Origin of the sequence: Burkholderia glumae LMG 2196 = ATCC 33617, assembly GCF_000960995.1 — a bacterium.
GTDB classification, from domain to species: domain Bacteria; phylum Pseudomonadota; class Gammaproteobacteria; order Burkholderiales; family Burkholderiaceae; genus Burkholderia; species Burkholderia glumae.
This window is the reverse complement of the sequence record NZ_CP009434.1, coordinates 2,327,139-2,347,096: the sequence shown is the minus strand read 5'-3', so window position 1 is coordinate 2,347,096 and position 19,958 is coordinate 2,327,139. Positions and strand designations below refer to the sequence as shown.

9 protein-coding genes and 1 pseudogene are annotated in these 19,958 nt (G+C 72.4%); 5 read left to right on the top strand and 5 right to left on the bottom strand.

Annotated elements, in window-relative coordinates; genetic code table 11:
• Positions 1-73: 73 nt before the first annotated feature.
• The 3 genes and pseudogenes from KS03_RS10575 to KS03_RS32750 all read left to right on the top strand — a co-directional run.
• Positions 74-1,207: a hypothetical protein gene (locus KS03_RS10575; protein ID WP_174484817.1), complete on the top strand. Its 1,134-nt coding sequence runs from the start codon at positions 74-76 to the stop codon at positions 1,205-1,207.
• Entirely contained in the window at positions 1,204-2,865 is a 1,662-nt protein-coding gene (locus tag KS03_RS10570) for a GTPase (RefSeq protein ID WP_012733533.1), read from the top strand. The genes KS03_RS10575 and KS03_RS10570 overlap by 4 nt, the downstream gene beginning before the upstream one ends.
• Before the next feature lie 392 nt (positions 2,866-3,257).
• Positions 3,258-3,833: pseudogene (locus KS03_RS32750) on the top strand (ATP-binding protein); the annotation flags it as partial.
• Between the two features lie 16 nt (positions 3,834-3,849).
• On the opposite strand, the gene glgX reads toward KS03_RS32750, so the two are convergent.
• The 5 genes from glgX to KS03_RS10545 form a co-directional block, all read right to left on the bottom strand.
• A complete protein-coding gene (gene glgX, locus KS03_RS10565; protein WP_012733534.1) occupies positions 3,850-6,105 on the bottom strand; it encodes a glycogen debranching protein GlgX in 2,256 nt (751 codons plus the stop codon).
• Positions 6,106-6,473: 368 nt separating this feature from the next.
• Positions 6,474-8,435: a glycoside hydrolase family 28 protein gene (locus tag KS03_RS10560; RefSeq protein WP_045678824.1), complete on the bottom strand. Its 1,962-nt coding sequence runs from the start codon at positions 8,433-8,435 to the stop codon at positions 6,474-6,476.
• Between the two features lie 685 nt (positions 8,436-9,120).
• Positions 9,121-10,923 (bottom strand): sensor domain-containing diguanylate cyclase, encoded by a 1,803-nt coding sequence (locus KS03_RS10555; RefSeq protein ID WP_012733536.1) that lies wholly within the window; start codon positions 10,921-10,923, stop codon positions 9,121-9,123.
• Positions 10,924-11,410: 487 nt separating this feature from the next.
• Positions 11,411-11,809, bottom strand: a complete 399-nt coding sequence (locus KS03_RS10550; protein ID WP_012733537.1) for an FKBP-type peptidyl-prolyl cis-trans isomerase — start codon at positions 11,807-11,809, stop codon at positions 11,411-11,413.
• Between the two features lie 492 nt (positions 11,810-12,301).
• Positions 12,302-13,222, bottom strand: coding sequence for an alpha/beta fold hydrolase (locus KS03_RS10545; protein WP_012733538.1), 921 nt, complete (start codon positions 13,220-13,222; stop codon positions 12,302-12,304).
• A gap of 86 nt (positions 13,223-13,308) precedes the next feature.
• On the opposite strand from KS03_RS10545, the gene KS03_RS10540 reads away from it, so the two are divergent.
• On the top strand, positions 13,309-13,695 hold the full coding sequence (locus KS03_RS10540; RefSeq protein ID WP_012733539.1) for a MerR family transcriptional regulator: 387 nt from the start codon (positions 13,309-13,311) through the stop codon (positions 13,693-13,695).
• 151 nt (positions 13,696-13,846) lie between these two features.
• Positions 13,847-19,759, top strand: coding sequence for an excinuclease ABC subunit UvrA (gene uvrA, locus KS03_RS10535; RefSeq protein WP_012733540.1), 5,913 nt, complete (start codon positions 13,847-13,849; stop codon positions 19,757-19,759).
• The last annotated feature ends 199 nt before the right edge of the window (positions 19,760-19,958 follow it).

Below are 19,958 nucleotides of genomic sequence, written 5' to 3'. Positions count from 1 at the left end.
GCGCCGCGCCCGGCCGGGCCGCGCGCCTTGCCGCGGCCCGCCGATCGATCCTTGCCCGCCGGGAGGAAGCTGCGTGTCCATTGACCTCGATGACGCCGCGCTTGGCGACGTGCTGGCCGGCAAGCCGCTGTTCGCCGTCTCCGACCGGCGCGAGACCGTGGCGCTGGCGCACGGGCGGCACGCGGGCGTGCGCTGGCTCGACGCGCCGGGGCTCGACGCCGACGTGGCCGGGGCCGACGATCGCCACGCGCTGCGCGCGGTCCGGCTCGAGGCGGACATCCGCCTGTTCGTCCACGCGGCCGGGGAGGGCGAGCTCGACGCGCGCGAGCGGCAATGGCTCGTGGCCCTGCTCGACGACGACGCGCGCAGCGCGCGCCGGACCTTCCTGGTGCTGTCGCAGATCGATCAGCTGGCCGACGCCGCCGCGCTCGCCCGGGTGGTGGCCGCGCTGGTCGCGCAGGTGCCCGCGGCCGAGCCGTGCTGCGTGTCGTCGGTGCGGCATCGCAACGGGCAGCAGGGCGGCAAGTGCCTGCTGGTCGAGCGCAGCGGGATTCCGGCGCTGCAGGCGGCGCTCGGTGCCGCGCTCGAACGGGTGCCGGCCGCGCGTGCCCGCGAGGCCGCGCGGCTGCGCACGGACATCGCCGCGCAGCTGGGCGCGCTGCGCGCCGAGCAGGACGCGGCGCTGGCGCGGCTGCGCGAGCGGCAACGGCAGCAGCGCGACGGCTTCGAGCGCGGCCTGCGCGCCGTGATCGACACGGTCGGCGCGGACCTCTGCGCGCTGCTCGATTCGCTCGGCAGCGATCACGCGAGCGTGCCCGACACGGCGCGCGACCCCTACGCGAGCACCGCCGGCAAGCGCGAGCGCGCGCGGATCCAGATCGCCTATTCGCGCGCCTGCATCGAGATCGACGGCTTCCTCGCCGGACACGGCGTGTCCGAGCTGCCGCCCGGGCGCGCGATGGCGGCGGGCAGCCTCCATTCCGTGATGATCGCCGTGATGGGCATTTCCGTGAAGTTCCGCCGCGATCTGCGCCGCATGTTCGGCGAGGCGGCCGGCCGCGACCGGCTGCGCCGCGACTTCACGCACTACTATGAACTGTCGGCGGACCGCGTGGCGCTCGCGAGCGAGCTGGCCGCGCAGGAGCAGGCCGTTGCCGCCACGGCGCGGGCGGCGGCCGCGATCGACGCATGGCGGGCCGGCGCATGACGGCGCTCGCGAGCGAGGAACGGCGCTTCATCGACGCGGCCGACGGGCTGGCGTTCGGCGCGCGCGATCTGTCGGGCCTGTTCGACGCGTTCGAGGCCTGGCTGATCGATCGGCAGGCGAGCCTGGGCGAGGCGCGGCTCGGCTGCGAGGGGCTGCGCGAGGGCAGCGCGCTCGCCATGCAGGGCGCGGCGATCGACGCGGCGCTGCAGGCCGCCGGGCAGGCCTGCTCGCAGCCATGGGCGAGCATCGAGGCGGCCGCCTCGCTGGCCGGGCAATTCGAGGATCGCGCGATGCTGCTGGTGTTCGGCAAGTTCAATGCCGGCAAGAGTTCGTTCTGCAATTTCCTCGCCGATCGCTTCGCCGCGCACGGCAGGACGGTGCGGTATTTCCGCGTCGAGGCGGGCCGGCTGGTCGTGACGGCCGGACGCTTTCGCGAGGGCGAGACCGAAACCACCGCGCAGTTGCAGGGCGTGTATCTGGGCGCGCGGCTGGTGCTGCTCGACACGCCCGGCCTGCACTCCGTGACGCCCGACAACGCGGCGCTCACGCGCCGCTTCATCGAGAGCGCGGACGGCGTGATCTGGCTGACCAGCTCGGCCTCGCCCGGGCAGGTGCAGGAACTCGACGATCTCGGCCTGGAGCTGCATCGCGGCAAGCCGCTGCTGCCGGTGCTCACGCGCAGCGACGAATATGAGGAGGACGAACTGGACGGCCGGCTCGTCAGGCGCCTCGCCAACAAGAGCGCGGCGCGGCGCGCGCTGCAGGAGGCCGACGTGGCGGCGCGCGCAGCCGACAAGCTCGCCGCGCTGGGCGTGGACGCCGCGCGGCTGGCCGCGCCCGTATCGGTGTCGGTGCGCATGGCGCGCGAGCCGGCCGAGGCGGCTGGCGGCAAGCGGGACGGCGAGGCCGGCAGTGAGGCCGACGGCCAGGCGCTGGCCGCGGCCGGATTCGAGCGGCTCTACGCGGCGCTGCATGCGCTGAGCGGGCCGGCGCTGGCCTACAAGCGCCGCAAGCGCGCCGAGGTGGCGCTGCATCATCTGGACGAGAACCTGTCGGGCGCGCTGCGCGCCGAGCTGCGGCCGATGCTGGCGCGGCTGGCCGCGCTCGCGCACGAGGCGGCCGGGCAGCTCGACGCGCAGCAGGCGCAACTGCGCCGCGCGATCGCGCGGCGCGTGCTGCCGGCGCTGCCGCGGGCGCTCGACGCCCATGCCGCGGCGCCCGACCTGCCGGCGCTGTGCCGGACGGTGGCGCACGCGATCGACGCCGCGCTGCTCGACGAAGTCCCGGCGCAATTCCGCGACTACCTGATCGTGCCCGGCCTGTCGGACGCGTTCGGCGCTTGCATCGATCTGCACGACGGCGCCGGCGAGGCGCCACGCGTGGCAGGCGGCGCGGCGGCGCCGAGCGAGGCCGATGTCCCGCGCCTCTACGCGGCGCTGCGCGCGGCGGTGCTCGAGCGTGCCGCGTTCGCGGCGGACCGCGCGGCCGGGCAGGCGCGCGACGCGATCGAGCGCCTGCAGGAACGGGCGCTGCGATTGGAGCAGACCCTCGAGCAGGGCGCGCGGCGGCTCGATGCGCTGGGGCGCGCGTTGCGCGCGGCGCCGGCGCAGCAGGCTGCGGGGACGCCGGCGCCGACGACGCCGGTGGCCGGGCGCTAACGGCGGCGCCGGGCGGGCCGGGCGGCGCGCCGGGCCCGGCCGCGAAGCGCGCGCTCGGCATGCTGCCGGCCTCGGGCACGCGCCTCGATACGACCGGCCCGGCCGTGTCGCCGGCCTGCCGCATGCCCACGGCTCGGACGCGGCCGGCGCTTCGTCGTCCCGTCCCGTTTCGTCCCGTTTCGTCCCGTTTCGTCCCGTTTCGTCCCGTCCCGGGTGCCCGTCGCCGCGAGGCTGCCGCTCCTCGCCGGAAACGCGCGGCGCCGCGCTCGCCGCCCGCAACGCCGGGGCGCCTGGTTCCCGCATCGGCGTGCCGGCGCCGCGTCGAAAAAATGACACAATGCGGGCAATCTCCGGCGTGCCGCCGCGGGGTCGCGAGCCCGGCGAGGTGGCGGGTCGATCGCGGCGCGCGGCTGGCATCCCACCTGCTCGCGTTCGGCCGCCGCCAGCCGCTGCAGCCGGCGGTCATCAGCCCGGCGCGGCTGCTGCGCGACATCGACGAACTGCTGCGTCAGGCGCTCGGCGAATCGGTCGAGATCGAGACGGTGGTGGCGGGCGGCCTCTGGAACACGCAGGTCGATCCGCATCAGCTCGAGAAAGTGGTGCTGAACCTCGCCATCAACGCGCGCGACGCGATGCCCGACGGCGGCAGGCTCACGCTCGAGCTTGCCAACGCGATGCTCGACGACGGCTACGTGGCGAGCGTGCCCGACCTGCCGGCCGGCCAGTACGTGATGCTGGCCGTGACCGGCACCGGCGCCGGCATGAGGCGCGAGGTGCTCGATCGCGCGTTCGAGCCGTTCTTCACGACCAAGCCGGAAGGGCAGGGCACCGGGCTCGGTCTCAGCATGGCCTACGGCTTCGGCAAGCAGAGCGGCGGCCAGATCCGCATCGATAGCGAGGTGGGCCACGGCACCACCGTGAGGATCTACCTGCCGCGCTCCACCGGGGCGCTCGCCGAGCCGCGCCCGGCGCGCGCCGGCGCCCTCAGTCGGCGCCGTCGACCAATACCGTCTCGAGACGGTCGAACACGCGCTGCGTCGCGGCGCTCGGCGCCTCGAGCGCGAACAGCAGCAGCGAGCGGCCCGTCACCTGGTACACGGCGCCGCTCGGGAATTCGGGCAGCGCCTGGCGCACCGGCACGTTGGTGTCGAGCAGGCAGGTCCAGTGCTCGCCGTCCGGGACCGCGGGCAGCGTGAAGTCCACCACGTCGAAATGGGCGTTGAACACGAGCAGCAAGGTGGCGTCCGAGGCCGCCTTGACGATGCCGCTCGCCTGGGCGCGCCCGTCGATCACGAGCCCGAAGCAGCGCATCGACGGGTCGTCCCATTGCGCCTGGGTGAGGTCGTCGCCCGCCGCCGATATCCAGCGCGCGTCCGTCACGCCGAGCGCCTCGTTGTGCTCGCCGGTCAGGAACCGCCCGCGCCGCAGCACCGGCAGGCGCCGCCGCAGGGTGGTCAGCTTGCGCACGAATTCGGCCAGCGCCTGGCCGTCCGCGTCGATGCCGTTCCAGTCGACCCAGCTGATTTCGTTGTCCTGGCAATAGGCGTTGTTGTTGCCGCGCTGGGTGCGGCCGAACTCGTCGCCGCCGAGGATCATCGGCGTGCCTTGCGACAGCAGCAGCGTCGCCAGCAGGTTGCGCTTCTGGCGTTCGCGCTGCTCGCGGATCGCCGGATCGTCGGTCGGGCCTTCGACCCCCATGTTCCAGGAGCGGTTGTCGGCGTGGCCGTCCCGGTTGTCCTCGCCGTTCGCCTCGTTGTGCTTGTCGTTGTACGACACCAGGTCGTTCAGCGTGAAGCCGTCGTGTGCCGTGATGAAATTGACGCTGGCCCACGGGCGCCGGCCGCGACGGTTGAATTTGTCGCCCGACGCGGTGATCCGCTTGGCCAGTTCGGCGGCCATGGCGTCGTCGCCCTTCCAGTACGCGCGCACCGTGTCGCGGAACGTGTCGTTCCACTCCGACCAGCCCGGCGGGAATCCGCCGACCTGATAGCCGCCCGGCCCGCAGTCCCAGGGCTCGGCGATCAGCCTTACGCTGGCCAGCAGGGGGTCCTGGCGGCACGCGTCGAGGAAGCCGCCGCCCTCGTCGAAGCCGTGCGGCTCGCGGCCGAGGATGGTGGCGAGGTCGAACCGGAAGCCGTCCACCTTCATCTCCGCCACCCAGTAGCGCAGGCTGTCGGTGACCATCTGCAGCACGCGCGGGCACGACAGGTTGAAGGTGTTCCCGGTGCCGGTGTCGTTGATGTAGTAGCGAGGCTGGTCGGGCATCAGCCGGTAGTAGGAGGCGTTGTCGATACCCTTGAACGACAGCGTGGGGCCGAGCTCGTTGCCTTCGGCCGTGTGGTTGTACACGACGTCGAGGATCACTTCGAGCCCGGCCTGGTGGTAGCGGTCCACCATCTCCTTGAATTCGCCCAAGGACGCCTTCTTGTCCGCGAAATAGCGCGGATCGGCGGCAAAGAAGCCGATCGTGTTGTAGCCCCAGTAGTTCGTCAGGCCCTTGTCGAGCAGGTAGCTGTCGTTGACGAAGGTATGCACCGGCAGCAGTTCGACCGTCGTCACGCCGAGCCCGCGGATGTAATCGATCACGCGTGGGTGGGCAAAGCCGGCGAAGGTGCCGCGCAGCGGCTCGGGCAGGTCCGGATGCATTTTCGTGAAGCCGCGCACATGCGCTTCGTAGACGATGACGCGATCCGGCGCCACGACGTGGCGGTCCGGATGGGTCCAGGAGAACGTCGAATCGACCACCTTGCATTTCGGCACGAACGGCGCGCTGTCGCGCTCGTCGAACGACAGGTCGCCGTCGGGCGAGTCGAGCGTGTAGCCGAAGATTTCGGGCGCCCAGACGAGTTCGCCGACATGGGCCTTTGCATAAGGGTCGAGCAGCAGCTTGTTGGGATTGAAGCGGTGGCCGCGCTCGGGCTCGTAGGGCCCGTGCACGCGGTAGCCGTACACGGCGCCCGGCTCCAGGCCCGGCACGAACACATGGAAAACCTCGTCGGTGTATTCGGGCAGCGCGATGCGCTCCCGCTCGGTCTTGCCGTCTTCGTCGAACAGGCAGAGCTCGACCTTGGTGGCGTGGGCGGAGAACAGCGCGAAATTGACGCCGTGTCCGTTCCATGTCGCGCCAAGCGGAAACGGCAGCCCTTCCTGGATGGCGCGGCCGAAGCGGCCCGCGGAATCGGGGGGCGCGGCGAGGGCGTCGCGCAGGCCGGGCTGCTGGAGGGAGGGCGTGGTGGACATGTCGAGGCTCCTGGAAGGAGCAGGGGATGAGAGCAAGATCCGGGCCACGCGCCATATCGGCGCGATCGCCGCGCCAGACGGCGCACCGCCGCGATGGGCGGGCGGTCTTCCTTGTAGGAACTACAAGAATGCGCGGCCGATCGTGTTCCCTGCCTACAACGCGGCGCGCCAACCGTGGCGGCTGCGCCAGGGGGCGGCGGCCCGGCGAGGTCGGGCGCACCGCGCGGGCTGGCGCGGCGCTGCGTCGTGAGGAGAGCGGCCGGGCCGCCCGCAGCCGGCTTGCCCGGCCGAGCAGCCCGGCGCCGCAACGGCGCGGCCCCGCGCGGGGGCCGGAGAAATGTCGACGCGGGCGGCTCGCGCCTGATTGGTCAGCGTGCGTCGGTGATCGTGGTGTTGTAGAGCTGCCCGGCGATCTTGACGTTCTGCAGCGTGATGCCGTTGACGTTCCAGGCGTAGATCGGTCCGGGCGTGGTGGTGCTGGCCGGGCCGGCCGCGACCGGCGTGCCGAAATCGCAGTTCGAGATCGTCACCCCCGTGATGGCGGGAATCGCCGGCGTCGGCGCCGCGCCGTTGTAGTCGAACGCCACCGGGCCCTGCGCGACGATCGCCTGGAAGCACGAGCCGGTCGCGCTGCCGAGCGTGACGTTGCTGGCCGTCACGTTGGTGATGTTGACGTTCTGCACCAGCGCCGGCCGCGTGCGGATCGCGTCGCCGGCCGGCTGGTAGTCGCAGTCGAACGTGATCAGGCCGCCCTGCGAGGCCGACGGGTTGCCGGCCGTCGCGCTGGCCACGCCGAGCGGCACGGTGGCGTTGATCGGGCTGCCGGTGAGCAGCTTGCTGCCGTAGCCGCCTCCCGTCAGGCTCACGCCGTTCGGCAGCGTGACGCCGTTGACGTAGAAGTTGCGCACGAAGCCGCCGCGGTTCATGTTGGTCTTGATGCGGATCGCGATGTTCAGGGAGTTGGTGGCCCAGAACTGGTTCAGCATCGTCAGGTTGCGCGCGTAGACGTTCTCGATGCCGCCGCCCATCTCGCTGCCCAGCGTGATGCCGCCGTGCCCGCTGTTCATCGTGCAGTTCTGCACGACATGGTTCTGCGCCGCGCCGTATTCGGTGTCGAGATCCTTGCCCGACTTGATGGCGATGCAGTCGTCGCCGGTATTGAACACCATGCCGTCGCACAGCACGTTGTTGCAGGCGTCGGGATCGAAGCCGTCGTTGTTCGGCCCGATGCTGTCGGCCATCACGCCGCGGATCACGACGTTGGTGCAGTCGGTGGGGTGGTGCTGCCAGAACGGCGTGTTCTGGGTGTGGTAGTTCTCCATCAGCACGTTGGTGCAGCCGATGAACTCCACCATGCACGGCCGCAGGAAGTGGCCGAGACCGAAGATCCGCTGGGCCACCGGCACGCCCGCCTCCGACAGCGCGGGCAGGTAGTTCTGGTCCTGCTGCCACGGCGTGGTGGGGTTGGTCAGCAGCGTGTAGAGCGCGCTGGAGATGCCGGGCGCGACAGTCTTCAGGTCGACGTTGTTCGGGTTCGTGTAGGCCTGCGAGGGCGTGCTCGAACCGGCGCAGCCATAGGCGCCGGAGCTGCCCTTGTAGGTCCACCAGCAGGTGGCCGTGTTGCCCGAGCCGGCGAACGGCGTCATCGCCTGGCCGTTGAGCGTGGAGGTCGGGCCTTCGCCGGTCAGCGCGATGTTGTTGGCGTTGCGCGCGTACACGGGCGCGCCGAAGTTCAGGCAGTCGTTGGCCTGCCAGCGGCTGTAGTAGAGGTTGCCGTTCGCGCCGCAGTTGACCGGGCCGTCCTTGGCGTAATCGGCCGGGTTGGGGCTGAAGAAGATCGTGCAGTTGGCGCTCAGGTGGAAGTTGACGTTGCTTTGCAGCACGATCGGCCCGGCGCAATACCAGCTGCCCGCCGGCACCACCACGCGCCCGCCGCCCGCCGCCGAGCAGGCGGCGATCGCGGCGAGGAAGGCCGGCCGCGAGTCGAATGCGCCGGCGCCCGGCGTGGCGCCCGCCCCCGGGCTCACCGGCGACTTGGTGAGGTCGGTGTAGGGGCTGGTCTGCGCGACCACCGGGCACGGCTGCGCGCCATACGCTTCCACCGGGTAGTCGACGGCGCGAAACGCCGACTGCGTGATGCCGTTCAGCGAGGCGATGATGTTGGTGGCCGCGCCGTTCGCCCCCCAGATCGGATCGGCCGGCGTGGCCGGCGCGCTTGGCGTGGCGGCGCCGGTGGTCGAGGCCGGCGCGTCGTCGCCGCCGCCGCAGCCGCCCAGCAGCGCGCTGCCCATCAGCGCGCCGCTGAAGCCGATGAAATGCCGCCGAGTCATCCTAAGCGTTTCCTGCTGCGCCGAGTCGCTCGCTTTCGTCTCGAGTTCGCGTTTGCTCACTGTGGTCTCCGTCCTGTCTTGGTCTTGTCGATAAAAAATGTGCGGCTGGGCAACGGTCTTACGTCATACGATGACATGATGATGATACGCCGGCAGCGCCTGATGTGTCCCGTCCGTGTCTTCCCTAGGGCGGTGCGTCCGCGGTGCCGCCGAACTCGATCCGACTGGCGAAGATTGGCGGTGATTGCCCGTGCTTGGGGTGTCCGTTGCGGCCGCGTGCGCCGGGGCGGGGTGGCCGGCCATATGGCGAAGGGCGGCGTCATTGGCCGAAAAGACATACGATGTCTGATATCGAATTCACGTCTTTCCGCGAATGTCGCCCTTGCCGGCAAGGGCCGGGCGCAGTGGTCGGACGACAGCCCCGGCCCGCCGCGCACCGAGAGCCGGGGCGGCGGGCCGGAACATCACGACAGCAGGAATCGCCGCGTACCGAGGGCGCGGGCGGCCGTGCTCACGGTCTGCGGCGTGGCGATCGAGTCAGGCGCTGCGATGGGAATCGCAGCGCGGCGGACCGCGCACCGCTCGGCGATGCCGGCCAGGACATGACGCGCCGGCGCGCGCCCGCGGCTCCCCGCGCGCGCCGGCCCGGGCCGAGACCGGCGCGATCGGCACGCGCGGGGGCGCCTCACTCGCCGTACAGCTCGACGCGGTTGCGCCCGCGCGCCTTGGCCAGATAGAGCGCCTTGTCGCAGCGCGTGAGCACCTGGTCGACGCCGGGATCGGTCGGGATCATCCGATCGACGCCGATGCTGACCGTCAGCACCACCAGCCGATCGTCCAGGGCCAGCGGCGAGGTGCTCATGCGCCGCTGCAGCCGCATCCCGAAGGCGAGCGCGGCGTCGATGCCGAGGCCCGGCAGCACCACGGCGAACTCCTCGCCGCCGATGCGCCCGACGATGTCGTTGCCGCGCGCCTCCTGTCGCAGCAGCTGCGCGAAGTGGCGCAGCGCGCGATCGCCGAGCGCATGACCCCAGCGGTCGTTGAGCGACTTGAAGTGATCGAGGTCGAGCATCAGCACGGCGGTCGCGCCGCGGCCGGCGTGCCGCAGCCTCGCGAGTTCCGCTTCGCTGCGGGCCAGGAAGTCGCGCCGGTTCGAGAGTTCGGTCAGATGGTCGGTGGTGGCGAGCTCGTGCAGCTCGGTCTCGATCCGCTTGCGCTCGGTCACGTCGGTGATGAAGCCGTGCCACAGCGTGCCGCCCTCGGGCAGCCGTTGCGGCCGCGCCTCGCCCTGCCGCCAGCGCAGCCCCTGGCGCGGCAGCCAGACGCGGTACTCGAGGCGCCACGGGCTGAGGTTCGCGGCCGACTCGCGCAGCGAGCGCCGGTAGGCCGCCAGATCGCGCGCATCGATGCGCGCATCGACCGCCTCCGCGCTGGTCGCCACGTCCTTGGCGTCGAGCTCGTAGATCTGCTCGATGCCGCGGCTCGCGTAGCTGAAGAAGCGCCGCCCGTCCGCCGTCTCGCGATACTGGAACACCAGGCCGACCACCTCGTCGGTCAGGTTCGTGATCAGGTCGATGGTCTGCTGATGGCGCATGACCGCCTCGCGCAGCGCGGTGATGTCGGTGGTGGCGCCGACCATCCGCAGCGCGCGGCCCGCGAGATCGCGGCTCACCACCTTGCCGCGGCTGCAGATCCACTTGTAGCTGCCGTCCTTGCAGCGAATCCGGTGCTCCACCTCGTAGCGGTCCGAGCCGCCCTCGAGGTGCGTGCGCATCTCGGCCTGCACATAGGCGCGATCGTCGGGATGCACGCGCTCGACCGCGTCCTCGATGCGGTGGCTCAGCTCGTGCGGCTCGTAGCCGAGTATCGCCTTCCATTCCGCCGAGTAACGGATCTCGCCCGCGGCCACGTCGCGATCCCAGATGCCGGTGCCGCTGCCTTTCAGCGCCAGCGCGACCAGGTCGTGCGCGATCGGCGCGCCGGCCTCGACGCCGGCGGTGCTGGCCAGCAGCCGCTCCAGCGCCGGGCCGGCCGCGCTGGCCAGATGGGCGAGGAACGCATGCTGGGCGGCGTCGAGCGTGCGCGGCGCCGCGTCGAGCAGCAGCAGCGTGCCGAGGTGGCCGCCGTGGCGGCCTCGCAGCGCGCAGGCGGCATAGCAGCCGGGAGCCTGGGCCGGCGCGGCGGCAGCGGTGGGCAGCGGCAGCCAGGCCTGGCCCTCGCGAGGCAGCACGGCCGGCGCCCGACCGCCGGGCGCGCGGCCGGCGTCGGCCGCGAACGGATCGGCCGCGAACGGATCGGCCGGCAGCGGCATCGGCCAGGCGCCGACATGGGCGAGCGGAGGCATCGCTCCGGCGGCCGGCACCACAATCAGCGCCGTGGCGCTGCCGAAATGCGCGCGCGCCAGATGCAGCAGCGCGGTGCATTCGGCATCCACCGGCGGGCCGCCGGCTGGCGCGACCTGGGTCCCGCCGGTGTCGGTTGTCAGCATACGCAAGGAGAGGGGAAGCGACCGCGGCGCGGGCGCGGCAAGGGCCGCTCGCGCGCCGGCTTGGACGCGCCATGATAAATCGGATCGTTGACGATCTGGAAACGCCGCGGCCGGATGGCCCGGCGGCGGCATGACCGCCGGCGAGGGCCGGGCCGCCGGCGCGGCCGCGCCATGTTTGCGCGCACGGCCGGCCGGCGGAACGCGGCACGGCGTGCGCCGTGGCGCGCCGTTCGGCGAAGCCGGGTAACGGAGGACGGAGGACGGAGCGGATGCCTGAGGGGAGACCCGAGCGGACACTCGAACGGATGCCCGGGCCGGAATCGCTGCGCGCCACGCGGGTGGGCGCGCGGCCGGGCTGTCTCGCGAGCGTGCGGTCGAGCGGTTGTGCTTGCCGTGCCGGCGCCGGCCGCTGACGGGGACGTGCCGGCGCGCGCGCGACCGTGCCCGGCCCGGCGGTCGGCCAGGCCGGCACGCGCCGCTGGCGGCGTTACCGCCCGATGCCCACCAGTTCGACCTCGAAGGTCAGGTCGCTGTTCGGCGGGATCGTGCCGACGGCGCGGCTGCCGTAGGCGGTCGCGGCCGGGCAGGTCAGCTTCGCCTTGCCGCCCACCTTCATCTTCTGCACGCCCTGCGTCCAGCACGGGATCACCTGGTTGAGCGGGAACGTGGCGGGGCCGCCGTGCTGCGCCGAGCTGTCGAATTCGGTGCCGTTGGCGAGCGTGCCGCGATAGTTCACGCGCACCACGTCGTTCGCGCTCGGCTGCGGGCCGGTGCCGGCCTTCAACTGCTCGACGATCACGCCCGAGGGCAGCTTCTCGACCGGGTTGGCGGCGAACGCGGTGGAGGCGAAGGCGCCAGCGGCGAGCAAAGCGATCACTGATTTCATGCGAGGTCCTGGTTGGATGGCGCACCGATTATAGCCGCAGCGTTGCCCGGCTTCGTGCCGGCGCGCCGCGCGCGATGCGGGATGCCGCGCGGCTCGGGACGGCCCGGGCAGGAACGCGCGCAGCGCGGCCGGTACCGCATGCGGCGCGTCCTCGGGCAGCAGCTGGCCGGCCGGCAGGCCGGCGCCCGCCGCGCGGGCCGCCCATCGCGACCAGACCTGGAGCGGCGCGGGCCCGGCCGCCCCTTGCCCGGTCCCGCTCCACAGCACGAGCGGCGGGCAGGCCAGCCGGCGCCCGCCGCGCGGTCGCGCGCGTGGTGCTCTTGGTGCTCGTGGTCCTGCGCGGCGGCGGCGCGATAGTCCTCGCAGAGCGCGTGGCGCGCGGCCGGGTCGCGGAACGCCCGGCGGTAGGCGTCGAGCGCGGCGAAGCCCGGGAACGCGTCCGGCGCGGCCTGCGGCGTGAGGTCGGGGCACACGGTGTTGTCCGCGTGCGCGTCATGGCCCCGCGGCCGCGGCGGTCGCGGCCTTCACGAACGCGGCCAGTTCGCGGTTGAAGCGTGCCGGTTCCTCAATGAACGGCGCATGGCCCGAATCGGCGTACACCTTGGCGACGACGCGCGGATTCAGCGCTTGGGCGCGCGCCAGCGCGGCCGGCGCGTCGACCAGCGCGTCGCGCCCGCCGTCGAGAAACAGCAGCGGCACGTGCGCCCGGCCGAGCCCCTCGGCCGCGAACACGGTCATGGCGGGGATCTCGCGCTGCATGTCCCACGAGGCCAGCGCGGCGTTGGCGAGCAGCCGTTCGAACCTGTCGGCGGCGGGGCGATGGTGGAAGCACAGCCCGAGGAACGCGCGTTCGCCGTCCAGATGCGTTCTCAGGTCCGGCGAGTTCATGTCGCGATAGACGCCCGGATGCGCGACCAGCTGCTGCGCCGTCAGCTCTACCACGCCGTCCACGTAGACGGCGCCGGCGATCCCAGCGTCGCCATGCGCGGCCAGGTAGTTCGAGATCACCACGCCGCCGAGCGACCAGCCCACCACCACCGGCTTGCGCGCGTGCGAGGCGGCGATCACGGCCGCCAGGTCGTCGCCCCAGCGGTGCCCGTCGTGATAGGGCGCGGCGCCGGACGGCCGGCCGGACCGGCCGTGGCCGCGCAGGTCGTAGGTGATGAGCCGGTAGGGGCGCAGCGCCGGGCTTTGCCGCTGCGCGTCCCAGTCCAGGCGGCTGCCGAGCAGGCCGTGGATGAAAATCACCGGCGCGCCCTCGGGGTTGCCGCTTTCCTGCACCGCGAGCTTCACGCCGTCGGCGGAGACGACGGTGTAGAAGACGGGCGCGGCGCTCGCGGCATGGAGCGGGCCGGCGCAGGCGCCGGCAATCAACAGATGGGGCAGCAGGCGGGAGAGCAGACGGGACCACATGGCGGTTCCTCGGAAAGCGGGGGAGCCGCCACTCTGAACCCTGACACCGATGTCAGAGTCAAGCGAATCGTGCTAGCCTGCGCGGCATGAACACGATGCCTGCTCCCGAGCGGCTGACGATCGGCGAACTGGCGCGCCGCACCGGCGCGAGCGTGCGCTCGATCCGGCACTACGACGGGCACGGCCTGCTCGCCTCGGTGCGCGCCGACAACGGCTATCGGATGTTTCCCGCCCAGGCCGTCACGCAGGTCGCGCAGATCCAGCGCATGATCGCCACCGGCTTCACCATCGAGGACATTCGCGGCTTTCCGGACTGCATGCTGCTGCTCGAGGGCGCACGCTCCTGCGAGCAGACCAGCGAGGCGCAGCGCCGCCGCCTCGCGGCCATCGAGCGCCAGATCGCCGATCTCGAACGGCGCCGGGCGCGGCTGATCCGGACCCTGTCGGAAGGCGCGGTGCCGCCCGTCGAGTGAGGCGCGCCGCGGCCGCCGCCCCGGTGCGAAGCCCCGCCAGCAAGCTGTATGAATATACAGTATAGTAGCCGTCGCATCTCGCGCCGTTCCCGCCCCGTCGAGCCGCGCGGCCTCGTGAACACCGGTCAACCCATTCCTACGGACAGGCCAATTGTCATCCAGCCATCTGATCCGCATTCGCGGAGCACGCCAGCATAATCTCAAGAACGTCGATCTCGACCTGCGCCCGGGCGAGATGACCGTCGTGACCGGTCCGTCCGGGTCGGGCAAGTCGAGCCTGGTGTTCGACACGCTCTATGCCGAGGGCCAGCGCCGCTATGTCGAGACCTTCAGTGCCTACGCGCGGCAGTTCCTCGACCGCATGGACCGGCCGCAGGTGGACCGCGTGGACGGCGTGCCGCCCGCGATCGCGATCGACCAGACCAATCCGGTGCGCAGCTCGCGTTCGACGGTCGGCACCATGACCGAGCTGAACGACCACCTGAAGCTGCTGTACGCGCGTGCGGCCGAGCTGTTCGACCGCCGGACCGCGCAGCCGGTGCGGCACGACACGCCCGAGACGATCTACGCGGAGCTGGCCGCGCGCACCGCCGCGGACGACCCGCGGCTGGTGGTGACGTTTCCGGTCGAGCTGCCCGAGCGCGTGACGCCCGCGGAAGTCGAGCAGTGGCTGTCGGCGAGCGGCTACACGCGCGTGCAGGCGCAGCGCGAGGTGGCGGCGGCCGACGGCACGCGCCAGGTGCTAGACGTGGTGGCCGACCGCTTCCGCCTGCACCGCACCGACAAGGCGCGCGTGATCGAGGCGATCGAGGCCTCGCTCAAGCGCGGCGGCGGGCGCGTGGACGTCTATGTGCTGGCCGCGGCAGCCGAGCCGGCGGACGCAGCTGCGGCAAGCGAGGCGGCGGCGGGCGCCGGGCCCGCGGTCTGGCGCTTCTCCACCGGCCTGCATTGCCCCGACAGCGACCTGCGCTATGCGGAGCCGCAGGCCGCGCTGTTCTCGTTCAATTCGGCCTACGGCGCCTGCGATACCTGCCGCGGCTTCGGCCGCGTGATCGGCGTCGATCTCGGCCTGGTGATTCCCGACGCGAGCAAGACGCTGCGCGGCGGCGCGATCAAGCCGATGCAGACGCCCGCGTGGAAGGAATGCCAGGACGACCTGATGCGCTACGCCGAGCGCGCCGGCATCCGGCGCGGCACGCCGTGGTCCGAGCTGACCGAGGCCGAGCGCGACTGGGTCATCAACGGCTCGCCCGACTGGGACGGCGAGTGGCAGCGCCAGTGGTACGGCGTGAAGCGCTTCTTCGCTTACCTCGAATCGAAGGCCTACAAGATGCACATCCGCGTGCTGCTCTCGAAGTACCGCAGCTACACGCCTTGCGAGGTGTGCGGCGGCGCGCGGCTGAAGACCGAGTCGCTGCTGTGGCGGCTCGGCAGCAAGGCGAACGCCGACGCCGTGCTCGACCCGGCCGCGCGCTTCCTGCCGCGCGGCGTCGACTGGAGCCGCGCGCAGCTCGAGGCGCTGCCGGGCCTGACCGTCCACGACCTGATGCTGATGCCGATCGAGCGCATCCGCCGCTTCTTCGACGAGCTCACGCTGCCGAGCGCGCTGCTCGACGACGCGCTGAAGCTGCTGCTCGCCGAGGTGCGCACGCGCCTGAAGTATCTGTGCGACGTGGGCCTCGGCTATCTGACGCTCGACCGCCAGAGCCGCACGCTGTCGGGCGGCGAGGTGCAGCGCATCAACCTGACCACGGCGCTCGGCACCTCGCTGACCAAGACCCTGTTCGTGCTCGACGAGCCCAGCATCGGGCTGCATCCGCGCGACCTGAACCGGATCGTCGAGGCGATGCAGCGCCTGCGCGACGCCGGCAACACGCTGGTGGTGGTCGAGCACGATCCGTCCGTGATGCTCGCCGCCGACCGGCTGATCGACATGGGGCCGGGGCCGGGCGAGCGCGGCGGCGCGATCGTCTACGACGGCACGCCGGCCGAGATCCGCCTGGCCGATACGCTGACGGGCCAATACCTGGGCGGCCGCAAGCAGGTTGCGCACGCATCGAGCTGGGAGCGCCGCCCGGTGGACGCGGCCACGCCGCGCATCGTGCTGGAAGGCGCCAGCGAGCACAACCTGCGCGACGTCACGGTGGAGATTCCGCTGCAGCGGCTGGTGTGCCTGACCGGCGTGTCCGGTTCCGGCAAATCGACGCTGCTGCAGGACGTGCTGTATCCGGCCATGGCGCGCCAGCTCGGCAAGGCCACCGAGTCGCCGGGCGCATTCCGGCGCCTGAGCGGGGCCGAGCAGGTCAGCGACGTGGTGTTCGTCGATCAATCGCCGATCGGCAAGACCACGCGCTCGAACCCGGCCAGCTACGTGGGCGCGTTCGACGAGATCCGCAAGCTGTTCGCGAAGGCGCCGCTCGCGCTGCAGCGCGGCTACGGCGCCGGCATGTTCAGCTTCAACACCGGCGAGGGCCGCTGCCCGACCTGCGGCGGCTCCGGCTTCGAGCACATCGAGATGCAGTTCCTGAGCGACGTCTACCTGCGCTGCCCGGACTGCGACGGCCGGCGCTATCGCGACGAGATCCTGGAGGTGCGCATCGAGCGCGCGGGCCGCGCGCTGAGCGTGGCCGACGTGCTCGAGCTGACCGTCAGCGAGGCCGTGTCGTGCTTCGCGGCCGACGAGGAGGTGCTGCGCGTGCTGCAGCCGATCGTCGACGTCGGGCTCGAATACGTGAAGCTGGGCCAGCCGGTGCCGACGCTGTCGGGCGGCGAGGCGCAGCGCCTGAAGCTGGCGGGCTTCCTCGCCGAATCGGCGGCGGCGGTGCGCAGCGGCGGGCGCCACGGCGCCGCGAAGGCGGCCCGCCACGCCCGCCTGTTCATGTTCGACGAGCCCACCACCGGGCTGCACTTCGACGACATCGCCAAGCTGATGCAGGCGTTCGGCAAGCTGCTCGCGGGCGGCCATTCGCTCGTCGTGATCGAGCACAACCTCGACGTGATCCGTGCCGCCGACTGGCTGATCGACCTCGGCCCCGAGGGCGGCGACGGCGGCGGCCTGGTGCTGTGCGCCGGCACGCCCGAGGACGTGAAGGGCTGCGCCGGCTCGCATACCGGCGAGGCGCTGCTGCAGTACGAGCGCGCCATCGACCTGCAGGCCGCCGAGGACGGCGCGCACGCCGGCTACGGCGTGCCGCTGCAGGCCAAGCTGAGCGCGATGCGCGCGCGGCGCGAGGTGGAGGGCGAGGACGTGGTGCGCATCGTCAACGCGCGCGAGCACAACCTGAAGGCGCTCGACGTGGACATCCCGCACGGCCGCTTCAACGTGATCACCGGCGTGTCGGGCTCCGGCAAGTCGACGCTCGCGTTCGACATCCTGTTCCACGAGGGCCAGCGCCGCTACCTGGAATCGCTCAATGCCTACGCGCGCTCGATCGTGCAGCCGGCCGGGCGCCCCGAGGTGGACGCCGTGTACGGCATCCCGCCGACGGTGGCGATCGAGCAGCGCCTGTCGCGCGGCGGGCGCAAGAGCACGGTGGCGACCACCTCCGAGGTCTGGCATTTCCTGCGGCTCCTGTACGTGAAGCTGGGCCTGCAGCACTGCATCCACGACGGCACGCCGGTCACCTCGCAGTCGGTCGAATCGATCGCCGCGCAATTGCTGCGCGACCATCGCGGCCAGCATGTCGGGCTGCTCGCGCCGCTCGTGGTCAACCGCAAGGGCGTCTACACCGATCTCGCGAAATGGGCCAAGGCGCGCGGCAGCACGCACCTGCGCGTGGACGGCGCGTTCGTGCCGGTGGAGCCGTGGCCGAAGCTCGACCGCTTCCGCGAGCACACCATCGAGCTGCCGGTGGCCGACCTGGTCGTGTCGCCCGACAGCGAGGCCGAGCTGCGGCGGCGCCTGGACGAGACGCTCGAGCTCGGCAAGGGCGTGATGCACCTGCTCGCGCCGCTCGACGGGCTGCAGCGCGCGCTCGCCGAGGGCCGGCCGAGCGCCGCGATCGGCGCGGTCAAGGTGCTGTCGGTCAAGCGCGCCTGCCCGGCCTGCGGCACCAGCTATCCGGAGCTGGATCCGCGCATGTTCTCGTACAACAGCAAGCACGGCTGGTGCACCACCTGCGTGGGCACCGGCCTCGCGCTCACGCGCGAGCAGCGCGCGGCCTACGACGACACGGTGCTCGGCGGCGACGATCGCGGCCGCGAGCAGACGCTGCCGTCCGACGAGCAGGAGCCCGAGGGCGTGGGCAGCGAGCCGTGCCCGGACTGCCACGGCACGCGCCTGAACCCGACGGCGCGCGCGGTCAGGTTCGACGCCCATCCGATCGTCGAGGTCGCGCAATGGACCGTGTCGGACACGCGCTGCTGGATCGACGGCCTGCGGCTCGACGGGCGCGACGCGCAGATCGCGCGCGACATCGTCAGCGAGATCGGCAGCCGCCTCGCGTTCCTCGAGGAGGTCGGGCTCGGCTACCTGAGCCTCGACCGCGCGGCGCCGAGCCTGTCGGGCGGCGAGGCGCAGCGCATCCGCCTGGCCGCGCAGCTCGGCAGCAACCTGCAGGGCGTCTGCTACGTGCTCGACGAGCCCACCATCGGCCTGCATCCGCGCGACAACCGGATCCTGCTCGACGCGCTGCGCAAGCTCGGCGACAAGGGCAACACGCTGGTGGTGGTCGAGCACGACGAGGACACCATCCGCCGCGCCGACCACGTGATCGACATCGGGCCGGGCGCCGGCAAGCGCGGCGGCACGCTGGTGGCGCAGGGCGGCGTGGCCGAGCTGGCCGCGCAGCCCGCGTCGCTGACCGGCCGCTTCCTGGCGCAGCCGATCGTGCATCCGCTGCAGCCGCGCCGTGCCGTGAATCCGCCCGACGCGCGGCGCGGCGAGGCCACGCCGGCGCACTGGCTGACCGTGCACGGCGGCCGGCTGCACAACCTGCGCGACGTCACGGTCGGGATTCCGCTCGCGCGGCTGGTGGCCGTGACGGGCGTGAGCGGCTCGGGCAAGTCGACGCTCGCGCGCGACGTGCTGATGGCCAACCTGCTCGACGCGGTGGGGCGCTCGGTGCTGTCGTCGCCGGCCACGCGCCGCGCGCGCAAGGCCGCGCAGCAGGACGCGCCGGCCGCGAACCGCCGCGCCAGCGTGCTGGCGCGCAGCGCGCCGCGGCCGGCGCTCGACGTCACGCACGCGTGGCAGGGCTGCGAGTCGATCAGCGGCTGGCAGGCGATCGACCGTGTGCTCGAGGTGGACCAGACGCCGATCGGCAAGACGCCGCGCTCGTGCCCGGCCACCTACATCGGCGTGTGGGACACCATCCGCAAGCTGTTCGCCGACACGCTGGAGGCGCGCGCGCGCGGCTACACCGCCTCGCGCTTCTCGTTCAATACCGGCAACGGGCGCTGCCCGGCCTGCGAGGGGCAGGGCGTGCGCACCATCGGCATGAGCTTCCTGCCCGACGTGAAGGTGCCGTGCGAGGTCTGCCACGGCCAGCGCTTCAATCCCGAGACGCTCGCCGTGACCTGGCGCGGCCGCAACATCGGCGAGGTGCTGACCATGGAGATCGACGAGGCCGTGGCGTTCTTCTCGGCGCTGTCGAACATCGCGCATCCGCTGCAGCTGATGCAGGACGTCGGGCTCGGCTACCTGACGCTCGGCCAGCCGTCGCCGACGCTGTCGGGCGGCGAGGCGCAGCGCATCAAGCTCGTGACCGAGCTGAGCAAGGTGCGAGACGACGTCACGCGGCGCGGCCAGAAGGCACCGCACACGCTCTACGTGCTCGACGAGCCGACCGTCGGCCTGCACATGGCCGACGTCGCGAAGCTGATCCGCGTGCTGCACCGGCTGGTGGACGGCGGCCACAGCGTGGTGGTGATCGAGCACGATCTGGACGTGATCGCCGAGGCCGACTGGATCATCGACCTGGGTCCGGAAGGCGGCGTGGGCGGCGGCACGATCGTCGCGGCCGCGCCGCCGGAGGCGCTCGCGCGCGTGAGCGCGAGCCATACCGGGCAGGCGCTCGCGCCGGTGCTGGCGCGCGCCGCGGGCGGCGCGCAGGCGGCGGACTGAGCCGGGGCGGGCGGCCGTGGTTCGGGTGCGGCGCCCGCGCCGAAGCCGCCGTTGCACGACGGCGCGGGGCCGCGCTCGGCGCGCGGTGGCTGCGCTGGTGGGCGGCGGACCGCTTGCCGGTCTGGGGCGGGCCGCGCGCGGCCGTGCCGGCCGCTGGGAACGAGGGGGCTAGCGGGGGCTAGCGGCAGGGGAGTGCTGC